We start from the raw sequence: 15,885 nt of genomic DNA on the forward strand, positions 1-15,885 counted from the left end.
CCCCCGAGCACGCCCCCGCCGCCGTACCCACCCTCCCCTCGTCCTCGACCGGCGACGGCGCCGAGTCGGGCACCCCCCACCTTCCGCGCACCATGGCCACCCCTCACCGCGACACCGAACTCCGCCGCACCTTCCCCTCCCTGCCGTCCCGAGCCGCCGCCACTACCGCCACCGCCACCGCCACCGGCTCCGTCGAGGAGTTCGCCGAGACCTGGTGGGGCAATGCCTGGGTCCGGGCCCTGGAGCAGGGAGCGTTGGACGTCAAGCGGCTGGCGCGGGGGCGGAGTTACGCCGAGCAGGGACAGGTGGACGCCATCACCGTGACCCCGGGAGCGGTGCTCGCGTACGTGCAGGGAAGCCGGCCCCGGCCGTACCGCGTCCAACTCCGGCTGCGCACCCTCGGCGAGGAGGAGTGGGAGCGTTTCCTGGAGGCCGCCGCCGACCGGCCGGGGGACATCGCGGCCCTGCTCGACAAGGAGCTGCCGCAGGCCCTCGCCGACAGCGGGGTCCCGCTGCTGCCCGGCCCGGGAGAACTCGGACCCCGTTGCAGCTGCCCCGACTTCGGCCACCCCTGCAAGCACGCGGCCGCCCTCTGCTACCAGACCGCGCGGCTCCTGGACGCCGACCCGTTCGTGCTGCTCCTGCTGCGCGGCCGTGGCGAGCGGGACCTGCTGGACGCGCTGTCCCGGCGCAACGCCGCCCGCGCCGCCCGGGAACGCCGGCCGGTGGCGTTGCCCGGCGTCCGGGCCACCGAGGCCCTGGTGCCCCGTCAGCTCCCACCGCTGCCGGCGCCGTTGCCGGTCCCGGCACACCCCGAGCAGCCCCCGGTCTATCCGGGCGTGCCCGGCGGCCCGGACCCCTTCGCGCTGGACCAGCTGGCCACCGACGCGGCGGCCCGCGCCCACGCCCTGCTCACCACCGGACACGACCCGGTCGGCGAACTGACCCTCTGGCAGGACGCGGTACGGCTGGCCGCCGCCCGCCCCGGTTCCGGTCTGACCGCGTCCACGCGCGCCCTCTACGCGTCGCTCGCGGACGCCGTCGGGCGTACCCCGGGCGACCTGGCACGCGCGGTCGCCGCCTGGCGGCAGGGCGGCCTGGAGGGGCTGGCCGTACTGGAGGAACCCTGGGATCCGCCGGCCGGCCGCTTCGACCGGGCCCGGCCGCTGCTCCTCGCCGCCGACCTGCCGGCGTTCCGCCCCTGGCGCAACCACCTCACCCACCCGGGCGGCCACGTCCAGCTCCGCCTGGGCCAGGACGGCCTGTGGTACGCCTACGAGTCCGAACCGGGCCACGACGACTGGTGGCCCAGAGGCACCCCGGACCTGGATCCGGTGGGGGCGCTGACCGGACTCGGAGCGGCGGACGACCTGTAGACGACGGCCCGTCGGCGGGGCGGCCGAGCGGCTGTCTCAGGGGCGCTGACCACCGATGACGCGGCGTGGCTCTGGACCGGCCGACGCCGGCCGGCCGACCCGGCGCGGAGAATCTTCGCACGGCTGTCACAACGTGGGACGGCTTGCGCGGGAACGCGACCCGGGCACGTGGGAAAGGGTGAGATGTGAGAGCGTGCAGGGCGTGAGTGAGACACCGACGAACACCCTGCAATACCGCTTCGACGGGCCGGAGGACGCGCCCGTCCTGATCCTGGGACCCTCACTCGGTACGACATGGCACATGTGGGACCGGCAGATCCCGGAGCTGACCCAGCAGTGGCGGGTCTTCCGTTACGACCTGCCCGGTCACGGCGGCGCCCCGGCGCACCCGGCCGGTTCCGTCGCCGAGCTGACCGCCCGGCTGCTGCTCACCCTCGACTCCTTCGGCGTGCAGCGCTTCGGCTACGCGGGCTGCGCGCTCGGCGGCGCCGTGGGCATGGAGCTCGCCCTGCGTCACCCGGAGCGGATCGCCTCGCTCGCGCTGGTGGCCGCCTCCCCCCGGTTCGGGACGGCGGACGAGTTCCGCCAGCGCGGCGTGATCGTGCGCACGAACGGGCTCGACCCGATCGCCCGGACCTCGCCCGAGCGCTGGTTCACCAACGGGTTCGCCGCCGCGCAGCCCGCGATCACCGAGTGGGCCGTCCAGATGGTCCGCACCACCGACCCCGGCTGCTACATCGCCGCCTGCGAGGCACTGGCCGGCTTCGACGTCCGTACCGAGATCGGCCGGATCGGCGTGCCGACGCTCGTGCTGGTCGGTTCGGACGACCAGGTCACCGGCCCCGCCGAGGCCCGCACCCTGGTCGCCGGGATCCCGGACGCCCGGCTCGCCGTGGTGCCCGGCGCCTCCCATCTCGTCCCGGTCGAGCAGCCGGCCGCCGTCACCGACCTCCTGGTCCGCCACTTCTCCACCGCCTGGCAGCCCGCCTTCGACTCCACCACCGGCCAGATGGCGATCCCCGCCGCTCCGCCCAAGCCGGTGCTGGCCGCCGGACCGCAGGTGGTGCTCCAGCCCGGACCGCAGATGGCCCCGCACGTCACGCCGATCGCCGAGATCGCCCCGGCCGCGGTGGCGCCGCAGCCGCTCGGCCGGCCCGACCCGTACGACGCGGGACTGAAGGTCCGCAGGGAGGTGCTCGGGGACGCGCACGTGGACCGGGCGCTGGCGCAGGCCGACGAGTTCTCAGGGGACTTCCAGGACCTCGTCACCCGTTACGCCTGGGGCGAGATCTGGGACCGGCCCGGACTCGACCGGCGGTCGCGCAGCTGTGTCACGCTCACCGCGCTCGTCGCGGGCGGCCACCTGGAGGAGCTGGGCTTCCACGTCCGGGCGGCCCTGCGCAACGGCCTCACCCCGGACGAGATCAAGGAAGTGCTGCTCCAGGCGGCGGTGTACTGCGGGATGCCGGCGGCGAGCAGCGCGTTCCGCGTCGCCCAGCAGGTCGTCCGGGAGGAGACCACCCCCGAGGACTGACGGACGGCATGGGGGCAGGATGGTGACCATGAAGCTCACCAAGATGTCCCACGCCTGCGTGCGCCTGGAGAAGGACGGGCGCACGCTCGTCATCGACCCCGGCGGGTTCAGCGAGGCGGACGCGGCCGTCGGCGCGGACGCGATCCTGGTCACGCACGAGCACGCCGACCACTTCGACGAGGGCCGGCTGCGGGCCGCGCTGGACGCCGACCCGGCGGCCGCCATCTGGACCCTGAAGGCGGTCGCCGACCAGCTCGCGGCGGCGTTCCCGGGCCGGGTGCACACCGTCGGCCACGGCGACGCGTTCACCGCGGCCGGCTTCGACGTCCAGGTGCACGGCGAACTGCACGCGGTGATCCACCCCGACATCCCGCGCATCACGAACGTCGGCTATCTCGTCGACGGCGGCAGGGTCTTCCACCCCGGCGACGCCCTCACCGTCCCCGACCGCCCCGTCGAGACGCTGATGCTCCCGGTGATGGCGCCCTGGAACAAGATCTCCGAGGTCATCGACTACGTCCGCGAGGTGCGGCCGCAGCGCGCCTACGACATCCACGACGCCCTGCTCACCGACCTCGCCCGGCCGATCTACGACCGTCAGGTCGGCGCCCTGGGCGGCACGGAGCACCTGCGGCTGGCCGCGGGGGCCTCCGCCGACGTCTGAGGCACGTTGTCAGAGGGGCCCGGTAGGTTGTGGGGCATGCGCATCGCGACCTGGAACGTGAACTCGATCACCGCCCGCCTGCCGAGGCTGCTGGCCTGGCTGGAGAGCAGCGGCACCGACGTGCTCTGCCTCCAGGAGGCCAAGGTCGCCGAGGAGCAGTTCCCGTTCGAGCCCCTGCGCGAGCTCGGCTACGAGGCGGCGGTGAACGCGACCGGCCGGTGGAACGGCGTGGCGGTGCTGTCGAAGGCGGGCCTGGAGGACGTCGTCAAGGGCCTGCCGGGCGACACGGGCTACGACGGCGGGGTGGAGCCCCGCGCGATCTCGGCGACCTGCGGCCCGGTCCGCGTCTGGTCGGTGTACGTGCCCAACGGCCGCGAGGTGGACCACCCGCACTACGCGTACAAGCTCCAGTGGTTCGAGGCGCTGAAGGCGGCGGTGGCCGGTGACGCGGGCGGCAGCCGCCCCTTCGCGGTCCTCGGCGACTACAACGTCGCGCCGACGGACGACGACGTCTTCGACCCCGCCGCCTTCGAGGGCCTCACCCATGTCACCCCGGCCGAGCGGGCCGCCCTGACCGCCCTGCGCGAGGTGGGCCTGTCCGACGTGGTCCCGCGCCCCCTGAAGTACGACCACCCGTACACCTACTGGGACTACCGCCAGCTCGCCTTCCCCAAGAACCGCGGTATGCGCATCGACCTGGTGTACGGCAACGAGCCGTTCGCCAAGGCCGTCAAGGACTCCTACGTGGACCGCGAGGAGCGCAAGGGAAAGGGCGCGTCCGATCACGCCCCGGTGGTGGTGGACCTGGAGGTCTGAGTGTCAACCTGGGACCATGCACATCCCCTTTCTGGGCAACAGGCACGGCCAGGCCGGTGACGTCCCCCACACCGCGGACCCCGAGCTGCTCGCCGAGTGCGAGCTGCTGCGCGCCCAGGCGGCCGAGGACGGCGTCGCGCTCGACGACACCCCGGCCTCGCTGGAGGCGCTCGACCAGCTGCTCCCGCGCTGGCGGGACGACGAGGAGCGGCTGGCCTGGCTCGGGACCGACGCCGGCCTGTATCTGGGCACCGTCCTGATCCGGACCGTGCCCGGCGCGCAGTGGGAGATCCGCGCCGACGGCGAGCCGGTCGTACGGCTGTCCTCCGGGCGGGAGTTCGAGGTGGTCGGGTCCGGCCAAGACTGGGCCGCGAGCGGCGTTCCCGAGCTCTCGCAGCTGTACGCGGAGGTCTCCGAGGCCTGACCGACGCCGTGCGCAGGCTCCCGAAGGGGTCATCGGGCACGGCATAAGGGCGACGTAAATACGGCTTATGTCCGGAAGGTGCGTGTCGCGCCGCAAGGTCACCCGCGGCTGGATAGTTTGCGGCGACCGCGACCTTGCCGGCAGCGGGTGGCGCCACGTACGGCGCCTCGCTGCCGGCCCCGCCCTCGGCTGCCATGTCCCCGCCACCCACCAGGAGTTCTCCGTGCCGGGAAACCGATCGCGTCCAACCTCGACTACGATTTGCCGTTCATCCCTGTGGTGATGGCGATCTCGCCGATCCGCGCCGGGATGTACGTGTCGCTCTCGTGGTCCGCCGGCCGGCCGGCCCGACGGGAGCGGCGCAGTCCCGAGACCGGGGCCGTCGAGGCGGCCCCGGCCGAACCAGGGACGCTGCTGCCCGGTGGGGGACCCCCAACGGCCCCTCGACCGTAGGAGCAGCAGCCAGGGCCAGGCCCGGCCGGCGGCAGCCGGAGATCACTGCTCGCGCAGCGGAACGGACACGTAGGACGGGTCGTTCACCGGCGAGGAGAAGGTCAGCTGCGCGCCGGACGGGTTGTGCTCGATGTAGAGCGGATCCACCGTGTCGATCACCAGCGCGAGCCGGTGGCCGGCCGGGACGTCGTAGGCCGTGGAGAACAGGTCCAGGTCGACGTCGAACGCCTCGCCGGGCGCCCGGTCGTACCAGGTGTACGGCGCGTGGGTGACCAGTTTGCCGAGGCCGAGCGGGCCCACGTCGTACAGGTAGGCGACGAGGGTGCCGCTCTCCTTGGTCGGGGTCAGGGTGGTGTGCAACCGGGCGGTGCCGCGGACCTGTTGCGTGCCGCCGTACCGCTCGGACTGCCAGACGGCGGCCCAACGGCGGGGCAGCAGCGGGATCGAGGCGACCGGCGGCACCTTGGCGACCTGGTCGAGGAGGCCGGAGAGCAGGACCACCCCGCCGTCCGCGCCCGAGTCGACGTTCGCGTGGATGGTGGTGGAGCCGGCGAGGTCGAGCTTGCGGCGGGTGGCGCCCACCGACTTCCAGTCCGGGTAGCCCTCGTAGCCGCCGCCGGTACGGGACTTGAGCTGGACGGGCTGCTCGCGGTCGACGCCGTTGTCCGTACCCCTGAGATAGTGGTCGAACCACCGCTCGGTGTCGGTCCACACGTCGTTGGGCAGCCCGAGCAGGCCGGAGATCTCGGCGGTGGCGTGGTCGCCGGGCCTGAGTTCCAGGCGCTTGGGCACGGTCAGTTTCCCGTAGAAACCGGCGTACTGGTTGGCCGGGAAGATGCTGTCGCTCCAGGCGTTGGCCATGAAGACGGCCGCGCCGTTCTTGTTCAGCTGGTCGACATAGGTCGCGACGGAACGTTTCGCCCCCCATTCGATCATGGCCTGTTCCCGGTCCATGTTCGAGGCGTAGAAGTCCTTGAAGACCTGCGCGGCCTCGGGGCTCTCGCGGCCGGTGAGCGTCGCCGTGCCGTCCAGCAGGGCCGCCGCCTCGACGTGCTGGGTGCGCCCCGAGTAGATCGAGTCGATCAGGTCCGCCCAGCCGCTGAGCGCGCCGACCGCGGTGATCCGCTTGTCGTGCGCGGCGGCCAGCAGGCTGATCCCGGCGCCGTACGACACCCCCGCGATCCCGATGTGCCGTGGATCGGCGGCGGTGTTGGCGAGGGCCCAGTCGATGACCCGGGACGCGTCCGCCACGTCCGGCGGACCGGCCACTTCTATCTGCCCGCCCGACTGCCAGAACCCGCGCACGTTGTAACTGAGCACGATGTAACCGGAGTCCGCGAGCTTCTGGGCCTGGGCCAGATACTCGACCTGGGGGAACGACCAGCTCGTGGGCAGCACGATGAGCGGGTGGGGGTGCGTGGCGCCGGCGCCCGTGGGCGTGACGACGTTCGCCTTCAGGACCGTGCCGCCGTCGCCGGTGATGTCGACGAAGCGGACGGAGCCGGCGGCCTGGGCCGCCGGAGCCAGGCCGACGACGGTACCGGCGATCAGGGCGGCCGCGGCGGCCGCGGCGGCGGTGCGTGGAGCGGTGGTACGACGACCGTGTCCCATCGGTCTCTCCTCACTCGTGTCAGTGCAAAGTGACCAGACGGTAACCGCGACGTCTTACCGGAAGTAACCCGCCGGTAAGTTACGTGCCGGTAAAGATTGTTGAAGTGTGCAGGTACTCAGGACGCGCGGTGGGACGAGCGTGCGGGCTCGGTCGCCGCCGACGGCAGCGGCGCCTGTGCGGCACGGGTGACGTCCGCGACCAGTTCGACCACGTCCGGGCCGTACGCCTGCGAGTTGACGACCTTCAGCAGGAGGACGAAGGAACTGTTGCCGTGCTTGCGGGCGAGCCGCTCGTGGTTGCGGGCGAGGTAGCGGGTGGCAGCCTGGTTGGTGATCGCGCGCTGCCCGCAGAACAGGAACACCGGGCGGGCGTCGGGGCGCTGGCCCGCCGTCAGCCGGGCGAGCAGCACATGCTCCGTGATGCCCGGATCCAGCCGGTAGCGCTCGGTGCCGATCTGGAAGGCACCGCGGTCCGGGCCCGGCTCGGGATCGACGTTGACGCGTATGCCGGGCAGCATGGCTCCCATGTGGGCGAGCATCCGGCGGTTCGAACCCGGCCCGCCGACACAGAACTCCGTACGCTCCCCGAAGCCCTGCTGGACGTTGTCCTGCGTCACCATCTGGAGGTTCGCGCCGCAGTCCTTGATCAGCGCGGCCAGCTCCAGCAGCGCGAACACGTCGAACCGGTGCACCGCCGGCTCGGAGGTGGCCGGATCGCGGTTGACGACCAGCAGCGACTCCGAGTTCTCCGGAAGTCCGAAGAAGGCCTGCTTGCGGCGGAGCTTCCGCCGCCAGAGATAGGTGCGGGCCAGCCAGCCGAGCGCGGCGCTGATGCCGGCGGCCACCACACCGAGGACAATGTTGCGCAGGTCGTCATTCATGGGCGCGCATGCTAGCGGGCGCGGGTGGCCGGAACGTACCCGTGTTCGAAGTGTGCCAGTCGTATGAAGTGCCCTGAATCCGGCTGTCGGGGCCGCCACCTCGCGGATACGCTGCGCGGACGTTCCCGAACTGGAGGTGCGGATGCGTCGCCCTGTCGCGCGGAAACTCACCGTCCTGGCGGTCTCGGCCGTCGTGGTGTCGGTAGGGGCGGCCGCGCCCCCGGCCCACTCCGGCGGCACGGCCGTCCGGAAGAGCCCGGTCGCCGTCGGGTACGGTGGCGCCGTCTCCAGCGTCGACGCGGACGCCACCGCCGCCGGGATCGAGGTACTGCGCAAGGGCGGCAACGCGGTCGACGCGGCCGTGGCGACCGCCGCGGCGCTCGGCGTCACCGAGCCCTACTCGTCCGGCATCGGCGGAGGCGGCTACTTCGTCTACTACGACGCCAGGTCCCGGACCGTCCACACCATCGACGGCCGCGAGACCGCGCCGCTGACCGCCGACTCGAACCTGTTCGTGGAGAACGGCACACCGCTCGCCTTCGCGGACGCGGTGAGCAGCGGCCTGAGCGTCGGCACGCCGGGCACGCCCGCAACCTGGCAGTCGGCGCTGGACCGGTGGGGGACCGAGCGGCTCGGCACGGTCCTGAAGCCGGCCGAGCGGATCGCCGACAAGGGGTTCGTCGTGGACGACACCTTCCGCTCGCAGACCGCCGCGAACGAGACCCGGTTCCGGTACTTCCCCGACACGGCGAAGCTGTTCCTGCCGGGCGGGCAGCTGCCGGTGGTCGGATCCGCCTTCAAGAACCCCGAGCTGGCCCGTACGTACCGGGAGCTGGGCAGGAAGGGGATCGGGACGGTCTACCGGGGCGACCTCGGCAAGGACATCGTGTCGACCGTCAACAACCCGCCGGTGGACCCGGGTTCGGGGTGGAAGGCGCGGGCGGGCAAGCTGTCCGCGAAGGACCTCGCCGCCTACCGCGCGAAGTCGCAGGCGCCGACCGAGACGTCGTACCGCGGGCTGAAGGTGTACTCGATCGCGCCGTCCTCGTCCGGCGGGACGACGGTCGGGGAAGCGCTCAACATCCTGGAGAACACCGACCTCGCCAAGGCCGGAGAGGTGCAGTACCTGCACCACTTCATCGAGGCGAGCCGGATCTCCTTCGCCGACCGGGGGCGCTGGGTCGGCGACCCCGCGTTCGAGGACGTGCCGACGAAGGGGCTGCTGTCCCAGCGGTACGCCGACGAGCGGGCGAAACTGATCAGTGACGACGCCGTGCTGACCAGCCCGGTCGCGCCGGGCGACCCCAACGACCCGGGCTCGACGGGAACTCCGGCGCCGACCACGTACGAGGGGGAGAACACCACTCACCTCACCGTCGCCGACAAGTGGGGCAACGTCGTCTCCTACACGCTGACCATCGAGCAGACCGGTGGCAGCGCGATCACGGTTCCCGGGCGGGGGTTCCTGCTCAACAACGAGCTGACCGACTTCTCGTTCGCCCCGGCGAACCCCGCGGTGCACGACCCGAACCTGCCCGGTCCCGGGAAGCGGCCGCGGTCCTCCATCTCACCGACGATCGTGCTCGACAAGGCGAACCGGCCGGTGGTCGCGGTGGGGTCGCCCGGTGGGGCGACCATCATCACCACCGTGCTCCAGGTGCTGACCGAGTTCCTCGACCGGCACCTGCCGTTGGTGGACGCGATCGCGGCGCCTCGTGCCTCGCAGCGGAACGCCGCCAAGACCGAGTTGGAACCGGCGCTGTACAACGACCCCGTGCTGCGGGGGAAGTTGGAGGCGATCGGCCATTCGTTCTCTTTGAACCCGGAGATCGGAGCGGCGACCGGGGTGCAGCGGTTGCCCGGTGGGAAGTGGCTGGCCGCGGCTGAGACCGTGCGGCGGGGTGGAGGGTCGGCCGCCGTGGTGGATCCTGCGCCGTAGACGCCGGGTGCGGCTGCCTGGGGGGCTGGTCGCGCCCACGCGGCGGAGCCTCATGTCAGCACAGCCCCGCGTCCCTAAACGGGTGCCTTCCGCGGGCGGAATTCCAAGCGTCCGTGGGTGACGTCCACTGTCACGCTGCTGCCATCCTTGACCGTGCCGTCCAGGAGCATGCGGGACAGCTGGTTGTCGACCTCCCGCTGGATCGTGCGGCGCAGCGGGCGGGCGCCGTACTCCGGCTGGTAGCCGTGGTCCGCCAGCCAGGTGACCGCCGCGTCCGTGAAGTGGGCCGTGATGCCCTGGGCGTGCAGCATGCGCCGGGTGTGCTCCAGCAGGAGTTCGGTGATCTGGTGCAGCTGCTCGCCGGTGAGCTGGCGGAAGACCACGATCTCGTCGATGCGGTTGAGGAACTCCGGGCGGAAGTGCTCCCGGAGCGGGCGCAGCACCTGTTCACGGCGGGCCTCCTCCGTGGCCTGTTCGCCGCCGGAGCCGAAACCGATGCCGGCGCCCCGCCGGTTGATCACGTCCGAGCCCAGGTTGCTCGTCATCACGATGACCGTGTTGGTGAAGTCCACCGTGCGGCCCTGGGAGTCGGTCAGCCGGCCGTCGTCCAGGACCTGGAGCAGGATGTTGAAGACGTCCGGGTGGGCCTTCTCCACCTCGTCGAGCAGGAGCAGCGAGTACGGATGGCGGCGGACCACCTCGGTGAGCTGGCCGGCCTCCTCGTGGCCGACGTATCCGGGCGGGGCACCGACCAGCCGGGAGACCGTGTGGCGTTCCTGGTACTCGCTCATGTCCAGGCGGACCATCCGGTCCTCGCTGCCGAACAGCACCTCGGCGAGCGCGCGGGCCAGTTCGGTCTTGCCGACACCGGTCGGGCCGAGGAAGAGGAAGCTGCCGATCGGGCGGCTCGGACTGGCGAGCCCGGCGCGGGAGCGGAGCACCGCCTCGGCGACGGCCGCGACCGCCTCGTCCTGACCGATGACCCGCTGGTGCAGGTGTGATTCCAGCCCGAGCAGCCGTTCCTTCTCCTCCTGGGTGAGGCTGCTCACCGGGATGCCGGTCAGGCGGGACACCACCTCGGCGATCGCCTCGGCCGTCACCTCCAGGTTCAGCCCCTCGTCCGCCTGGTCCTCGCCGGACAGTTCGGTGATGCGGGTCTTCAACTCGCCGATCCTGTCGCGCAGCCGGGTGGCGTGTTCGTACTGCTCGTCGGCGACCGCCTGGTCCTTGTCCCGGACGAGCTGTTCGATCTCGCGCTCCATGGCCCGTACGTCGCTGCCCTTGGTACGGGAGCCGAGCCGGACGCGGGCGCCAGCCTGGTCGATCAGGTCGATCGCCTTGTCCGGCAGCCTGCGGTCGGTGAGGTAGCGGTCGGACAGCTCCACGGCGGCGACCAGCGCCTCGTCGGTGTAGCGGACCTGGTGGTGGGCCTCGTAGCGGTCGCGCAGGCCGCGCAGGATCTCGATGGCGTCCGGGACCGTCGGCTCGGGCACCATGATCGGCTGGAAGCGGCGGGCCAGCGCCGCGTCCTTCTCGATCTTGCGGAACTCCTCCAGGGTGGTCGCGCCCACGATGTGCAGCTCGCCCCGGGCGAGGGCCGGTTTGAGGATGTTGGCCGCGTCCATCGCGCCGCCCTCGCCGCCGCCCCCGGCGCCGACCACGGTGTGCAGTTCGTCGATGAAGACGATCAACTGGTCGGAGTGGGCCCGGATCTCGCCCACGATGGTGTTCAGCCGCTCCTCGAAGTCACCGCGGAAGCGGGTGCCCGCGACCACGCCGGGCAGGTCGAGGGCGAGCACCCGGCGCCCGGAGAGGATGTCGGGCACGTCCCCGTCGGCGATCCGCTGGGCGAGGCCCTCGACGATCGCGGTCTTGCCGACCCCCGCGTCGCCGATCAGCACGGGGTTGTTCTTGCCACGCCGGGACAGCACCTCGATGGTCTGCTCGATCTCGTCGTCGCGCCCGATCACCGGGTCGATACGGCCCTGTGCGGCCAGCTCGGTCAGATCGCGGCCGAACTTGTCCAGGGTGGGCGTGCCGGTACGGCGCCGGGTGTCGGTGCCGGAGAGGGAGCGGTCGGTCTCGGGGGCGTCCGGGGGGAGGCCCGCGGCGGCGTACCGGGCGGCGTTCAGGATGTGCCCGGCGGCCGAGTCGGGGTTGGCCGCGAGGGCCCCCAGGACGTGTTCGGGGCCGATGTACCCGGCCCCGCCGGCCCGCGCCAGGTCGTGCGCGTCCAGCAGGGCCCGCTTGACGGCGGGGGTGAGGGACAGCGAGGTCGGCGGGGGCGCCTCGCCGGGCGAGTGCCGGACCGGCCCGGCCCGGTCGTCGATCTGGTGGGCCAGCGAGTCGGGATCCGCACCGGACCTGCTGAGCAGGGAGCGGGTGGGCTCGGCCGTGAGGGCGGCGCGCAGCAGGTGCTCGGTGTCGAGGTCCCGGCTGCCGTGTTCGGCGGCGTACTGGGCGGCGCCCTTGACCAGCTCCCTGGCGGGCTGACTGAGCAGCCTGCCGATGTCGATCTGGCGCGGGCCCTGACGCGGTCCGCCGCCGCCGAAGAAGCGGGCGAGGAACTCGCCGAAGGGGTCCTGTCCGTAGTCGCCCGGTCCGGGGTAGCCGCTGGTCATGAGCGTTCGTTCCGTTCCGGCGTCCCGGCGCCTGGCGGGACGCGCTCGCTGGTCGACGTGCCGGTCCACGCGGGTGCCCCTCGCAGGGCCCGGTCACACCACCTTCGCACGCCCGCCCATGGGGGGCATGTCCAGCGGTTCGGGCAGCGGGCCGACGGGCGGGACGGCATCGGCCTGGGCGGCCGGTCGGGCGTCGTGCGTGGTCAGGAAGGTGGTCCGGGAGGCCGTCGGACGCCGCAGCGGCTCCATCACCCGGCGTGCGGACTCGCCGTCGAGGCCGGTGGCCCGCTCGTCCAGGACGAGGACCGGGGTGTCGCGCACCAGTGCCCGCGCGATCGCCACCCGCCGCTGCCGGCCATCGGGAGAGCTGCCGTCCGCCGGGCCCCACCCGGTCCGTCGTCGGGGCGGGACGTGCCTCGGGTGATTCCTCGGCACGGCTGGTCAAGGAGAAAACCTGGAATTGCCGCCGTATCGCATCCGACGGATATCGTCGGGCAGGCCGCCGCGGTCCACAGCTGAATTCTTTCCGGCCGGGTGATCGGCCACAGTCTGCGGAATGCGGTGACCGGTGAGATCTTCGCGTGCCGCCGGCACATCGCCCTTCCGCCGCCTCGGGCGGCCCGGGGCGCGGACCGGCGAGGGAGGGCGTTCCCTCGCCGGTCCGCCCGCCGCGAACGGTGTCACGTCACGGAATCAGCGGCCGCCGGTGATCGGGCGGGGCGGCCGGCCGCCCTGAGGCGGAGGCGGCGGCGGTACCGGGCGCCGCCGCGTGGGCCGAGGGACCGGTACCCGCATGCGCACGTTTTCCATGTGAACTCCTTCGCTGCCGGGGGCGGCCCTTTCCCGGCCGCCTCGGACAGGTATAAGGGCGCCCTGATGGGGCTGCTCGGCGGCACAGGCAACTCTTGGTCGGGCATGCGGTGACAGGTGAAGCCCGGAGGCCGGCTGTGTCAGGCCTTTGAATTGCGTTCGGTGAGGACGCGCGGTCCGGCCTCCGTGATCGCCACCGTGTGCTCCGCGTGGGCCGCGCGGGAGCCGTCGTTGGTGCGCAGGGTCCAGCCGTCGGGGGCCGCGTGGTAGCCGTCCCCGCCGCCGCCGATCAGCATGGGCTCGATCGCGATGACCAGGCCCCGCCGCAGGGGCATGCCGCGGCCGGGGCGCCCCTCGTTCGGCACCCCCGGGTCCTCGTGCATACGGCGGCCGATGCCGTGTCCGCCGAAGTCCTCCGGGATGCCGTAGCCGGCCTCCCGGCACACCCGGCCGATCGCGTGCGCGATGTCGCCGATGCGGTTGCCGACCACGGCGGCCGCGATGCCCGCCGCCAGCGCCCGCTCGGCGGTCTCGACGAGCCGGGTGTCCGCCGGGCGCGGTCTGCCGACCGTGAAGCTGATCGCCGAGTCGCCGACCCAGCCGTCCAGTTCGGCGCCGCAGTCGATGGAGACCAGGTCGCCGTCGCGCAGCCGGTACGCGGTCGGGATGCCGTGCACGATCGCGTCGTTCACGGAGGCGCAGACGACGGCGGGGAACGGGGTGGGCGCGAACGAGGGCCGGTAGCCGAGGAAGGGCGAGGAGGCGCCGGCCTCGCGGAGCACTCCCCGGGCCACCTCGTCCAGCTCCAGCAGCGAGACGCCGACGTCGGCGGCCTCCCGTACGGCTGTCAGGGCCCGTCCGACGACCTGGCCGGCCGCGTACATGGCGTCGATCGATGTGTCTGTCTTCAGTTCCACCATGCCAATTAATATACCGGTTTACTCGACCGGGTTAGAATGACGGCATGGTGCGCACCCCCCTCACCCCGGAAGAACGTGAACGCGGCGAGCGGCTCGGCGGGCTGCTGCGCGAGGCGCGCGGCGCCCGGAGCATGACGGAGGTGGCCGCCGAGGCGGGCATCTCGGCCGAGACCCTCCGCAAGATCGAGACCGGGCGGGCCCCGACCCCGGCGTTCTTCACCGTCGCCGCCCTCGCCCGCGCGCTCGGCCTGTCGATGGACGACCTGGTGGCGCGGTGCGCCCTCGTCCCCGCCTGACGCTCATCGGCCGGCGCCGGGCGATGAGCGCGCTCTGCGCGTCTCCTGAAAACTCCCCGTAGCAGCCCCGTAACACGTCTGGTGTTGCCTACGGAACCGGAGTGTTCCGGTCTGGCGGGAGTTGGGCGATGACTGTGGATCAGCTCCCGGGCCGGGTACGGGAGTTCGCGAACTACCTGAACGGTCTGCTGGCGCGCCTGGACCAGGGCGGCGGCTGGTGCGCCGTGTTCTGGCAGCGTGACCCCGACGGCATGCGGGCCTGCCTGGACGGACGCGAGGTGCCGCCCTGGGACGTCGTGGCGGCGCTCCTCCAGGACCTCGCCACCGGCTACGGTCCCGAGGCCGCCGTGTCCGAGGCGGAGCGGGCCCGGCCGCTGCACGCGGACGCTCTCGCCGCGTACGACGCCCGGCCGGGCGCCGGGGACGACCTGAGCGACCGCCTCGACGTCATGCTCCGCGAACAGCGCTACGCCGCCGAACGGCTGGCCCAGCTCGGCCGCGCGCTCGGCTCCGCGCACTCCAGGGAGGAGGCCGAGTCGCTGAACCTCGACCTCGCCTGGGCCCGCGACGACCACGAACGGGCGTCCGCCCGGTGCGCCGAACTCCGGTCCCGCCTGTCCCGGCTGTCCCGGCTGGACGCAGGGCCGACGGACGCACCGGCGGCCGGGGGAGCGGCCGCCGGAGACCTCGACGGGCGGGTCACCGGTGGTGCCGGGTCCGGGAGCGGGGATGGTTCCGGTGCCGCGGTTCCCGCGCCCGTCCCTGCCAAGCAGCGCAAGCGGCGGCGTGGCAGTGCCCGGTTCGCCGGGATGTCCGCCGACGAGGCCGCGCCCTCCGTCGTACCGCGGACGCCCGCGCCTCCCGGTCCGGCCGACGGCAGGCGCAGGCCGCGCGGCGCCCGGTTCGCCGGCGGTGCCGAGGCGGCGGCGCGGCCGGAGCCGGTGCAGGCGCCGCCCGACGAGGACGCCGGGCAGGCCGTGGCCGGGGCCGTGGAGCTGCTGGTACGGCTGCGGGCGGAGGGCCGCAGCGGCGAGGCGCACGCGCTGCTCGCCGAGATCGCGCAGTGGCCCGCTCCACGGCTCCCGCCGCTCGCGGACGCGCTCCGAACGGCCGGCCTCGACGCCGACTGGGCCACGCTGCTCTGGGAGGCGGCCTCCCTGCCGCCCGACCGCCTCGTGACGGTCGCCGACGCCCTCGCCGGCGCGGACAGGGCCGAGGACGCCCGGCAGATCCTGCGCCAGGGCGTGGTCCGTCCCGCGGCCGAGATCGGCGCGGCCGTCCTCGCCCTGGACACGGCGGGCCGCCATCGCGAGGCACGTGCCCTGCTGGACACCTGCGTCCAGGTCCGCGCCCCGGAGGAGGCGGCACGGTGCGCGGAGCCGGATCCGCGGCGCCTGGTCCCGCTGCTCCTCGGCTCGGCACAGGCGATCTCGGACCAGCGCCACCGGGATCTGCTGCACGCGCTCAGGGTGGCGGGCCTCGCGTCCTGACCGGCGTGGCCGGGACGCCCCGCACTCCTCCACCAGGGTAGGAAACACGA

The 15,885-nt window shown here is 73.0% G+C and carries 13 protein-coding genes and 1 pseudogene; 9 read left to right on the top strand and 5 right to left on the bottom strand.

Annotated features, from left to right (window positions below):
* The 6 genes and pseudogenes from AAW13_RS26490 to AAW13_RS47020 form a co-directional block, all read left to right on the top strand.
* On the top strand, window positions 1–1,376 hold a 1,376-nt coding region (locus tag AAW13_RS26490), incomplete at its 5' end, for an SWIM zinc finger family protein (protein WP_240528748.1).
* A gap of 202 nt (window positions 1,377–1,578) precedes the next feature.
* Entirely contained in the window at window positions 1,579–2,910 is a 1,332-nt protein-coding gene (gene pcaDC, locus AAW13_RS26495; protein ID WP_046733843.1) for a bifunctional 3-oxoadipate enol-lactonase/4-carboxymuconolactone decarboxylase PcaDC, read from the top strand.
* 28 nt (window positions 2,911–2,938) lie between these two features.
* A complete protein-coding gene (locus AAW13_RS26500; RefSeq protein WP_046733842.1) occupies window positions 2,939–3,574 on the top strand; it encodes an MBL fold metallo-hydrolase in 636 nt (211 codons plus the stop codon).
* A 36-nt stretch (window positions 3,575–3,610) separates the two neighbouring features.
* Window positions 3,611–4,390, top strand: a complete 780-nt coding sequence (locus AAW13_RS26505; protein WP_046733837.1) for an exodeoxyribonuclease III — start codon at window positions 3,611–3,613, stop codon at window positions 4,388–4,390.
* 16 nt (window positions 4,391–4,406) lie between these two features.
* On the top strand, window positions 4,407–4,814 hold the full coding sequence (locus AAW13_RS26510) for a DUF6278 family protein (RefSeq protein WP_046733836.1): 408 nt from the start codon (window positions 4,407–4,409) through the stop codon (window positions 4,812–4,814).
* A gap of 219 nt (window positions 4,815–5,033) precedes the next feature.
* Window positions 5,034–5,267 (top strand): annotated as a pseudogene (locus tag AAW13_RS47020) (amino acid ABC transporter permease); the annotation flags it as partial.
* Between the two features lie 42 nt (window positions 5,268–5,309).
* Here AAW13_RS47020 and AAW13_RS26520 read toward each other — a convergent pair.
* Window positions 5,310–6,878 carry a CocE/NonD family hydrolase gene (locus AAW13_RS26520; RefSeq protein WP_046733835.1) on the bottom strand — a complete coding sequence of 523 codons (1,569 nt, stop codon included), beginning with the start codon at window positions 6,876–6,878 and terminating at the stop codon, window positions 5,310–5,312.
* Window positions 6,879–6,994: 116 nt separating this feature from the next.
* Window positions 6,995–7,759 carry a hypothetical protein gene (locus AAW13_RS26525; protein ID WP_046733834.1) on the bottom strand — a complete coding sequence of 255 codons (765 nt, stop codon included), beginning with the start codon at window positions 7,757–7,759 and terminating at the stop codon, window positions 6,995–6,997.
* Between the two features lie 142 nt (window positions 7,760–7,901).
* Here AAW13_RS26525 and ggt point away from each other — a divergent pair, with 142 nt between their 5' ends.
* The gene (gene ggt / locus AAW13_RS26530; protein ID WP_206306283.1) at window positions 7,902–9,698 is read left to right on the top strand and encodes a gamma-glutamyltransferase; all 1,797 of its coding nucleotides are present in this window, start codon (window positions 7,902–7,904) and stop codon (window positions 9,696–9,698) included.
* A 74-nt stretch (window positions 9,699–9,772) separates the two neighbouring features.
* On the opposite strand, the gene AAW13_RS26535 is transcribed toward ggt, so the two are convergent.
* The 3 genes from AAW13_RS26535 to map all read right to left on the bottom strand — a co-directional run bounded on the left by AAW13_RS26535 (window position 9,773) and on the right by map (window position 14,049).
* Window positions 9,773–12,319 (bottom strand): ATP-dependent Clp protease ATP-binding subunit, encoded by a 2,547-nt coding sequence (locus AAW13_RS26535; protein WP_046733833.1) that lies wholly within the window; start codon window positions 12,317–12,319, stop codon window positions 9,773–9,775.
* A gap of 93 nt (window positions 12,320–12,412) precedes the next feature.
* The gene (locus AAW13_RS26540) at window positions 12,413–12,661 is read right to left on the bottom strand and encodes a hypothetical protein (RefSeq protein ID WP_046733832.1); all 249 of its coding nucleotides are present in this window, start codon (window positions 12,659–12,661) and stop codon (window positions 12,413–12,415) included.
* A 608-nt stretch (window positions 12,662–13,269) separates the two neighbouring features.
* Window positions 13,270–14,049, bottom strand: a complete 780-nt coding sequence (map, locus tag AAW13_RS26545) for a type I methionyl aminopeptidase (RefSeq protein WP_046733831.1) — start codon at window positions 14,047–14,049, stop codon at window positions 13,270–13,272.
* A 44-nt stretch (window positions 14,050–14,093) separates the two neighbouring features.
* Here map and AAW13_RS26550 point away from each other — a divergent pair, with 44 nt between their 5' ends.
* Window positions 14,094–14,345, top strand: coding sequence for a helix-turn-helix domain-containing protein (locus AAW13_RS26550; protein WP_046733830.1), 252 nt, complete (start codon window positions 14,094–14,096; stop codon window positions 14,343–14,345).
* 128 nt (window positions 14,346–14,473) lie between these two features.
* Window positions 14,474–15,835: a hypothetical protein gene (locus AAW13_RS26555; protein WP_046733829.1), complete on the top strand. Its 1,362-nt coding sequence runs from the start codon at window positions 14,474–14,476 to the stop codon at window positions 15,833–15,835.
* Window positions 15,836–15,885: the final 50 nt, after the last annotated feature.

Origin of the sequence: Streptomyces humi, assembly GCF_001005085.2 — a bacterium.
GTDB classification, from domain to species: Bacteria; Actinomycetota; Actinomycetes; order Streptomycetales; family Streptomycetaceae; genus Streptomyces; species Streptomyces humi.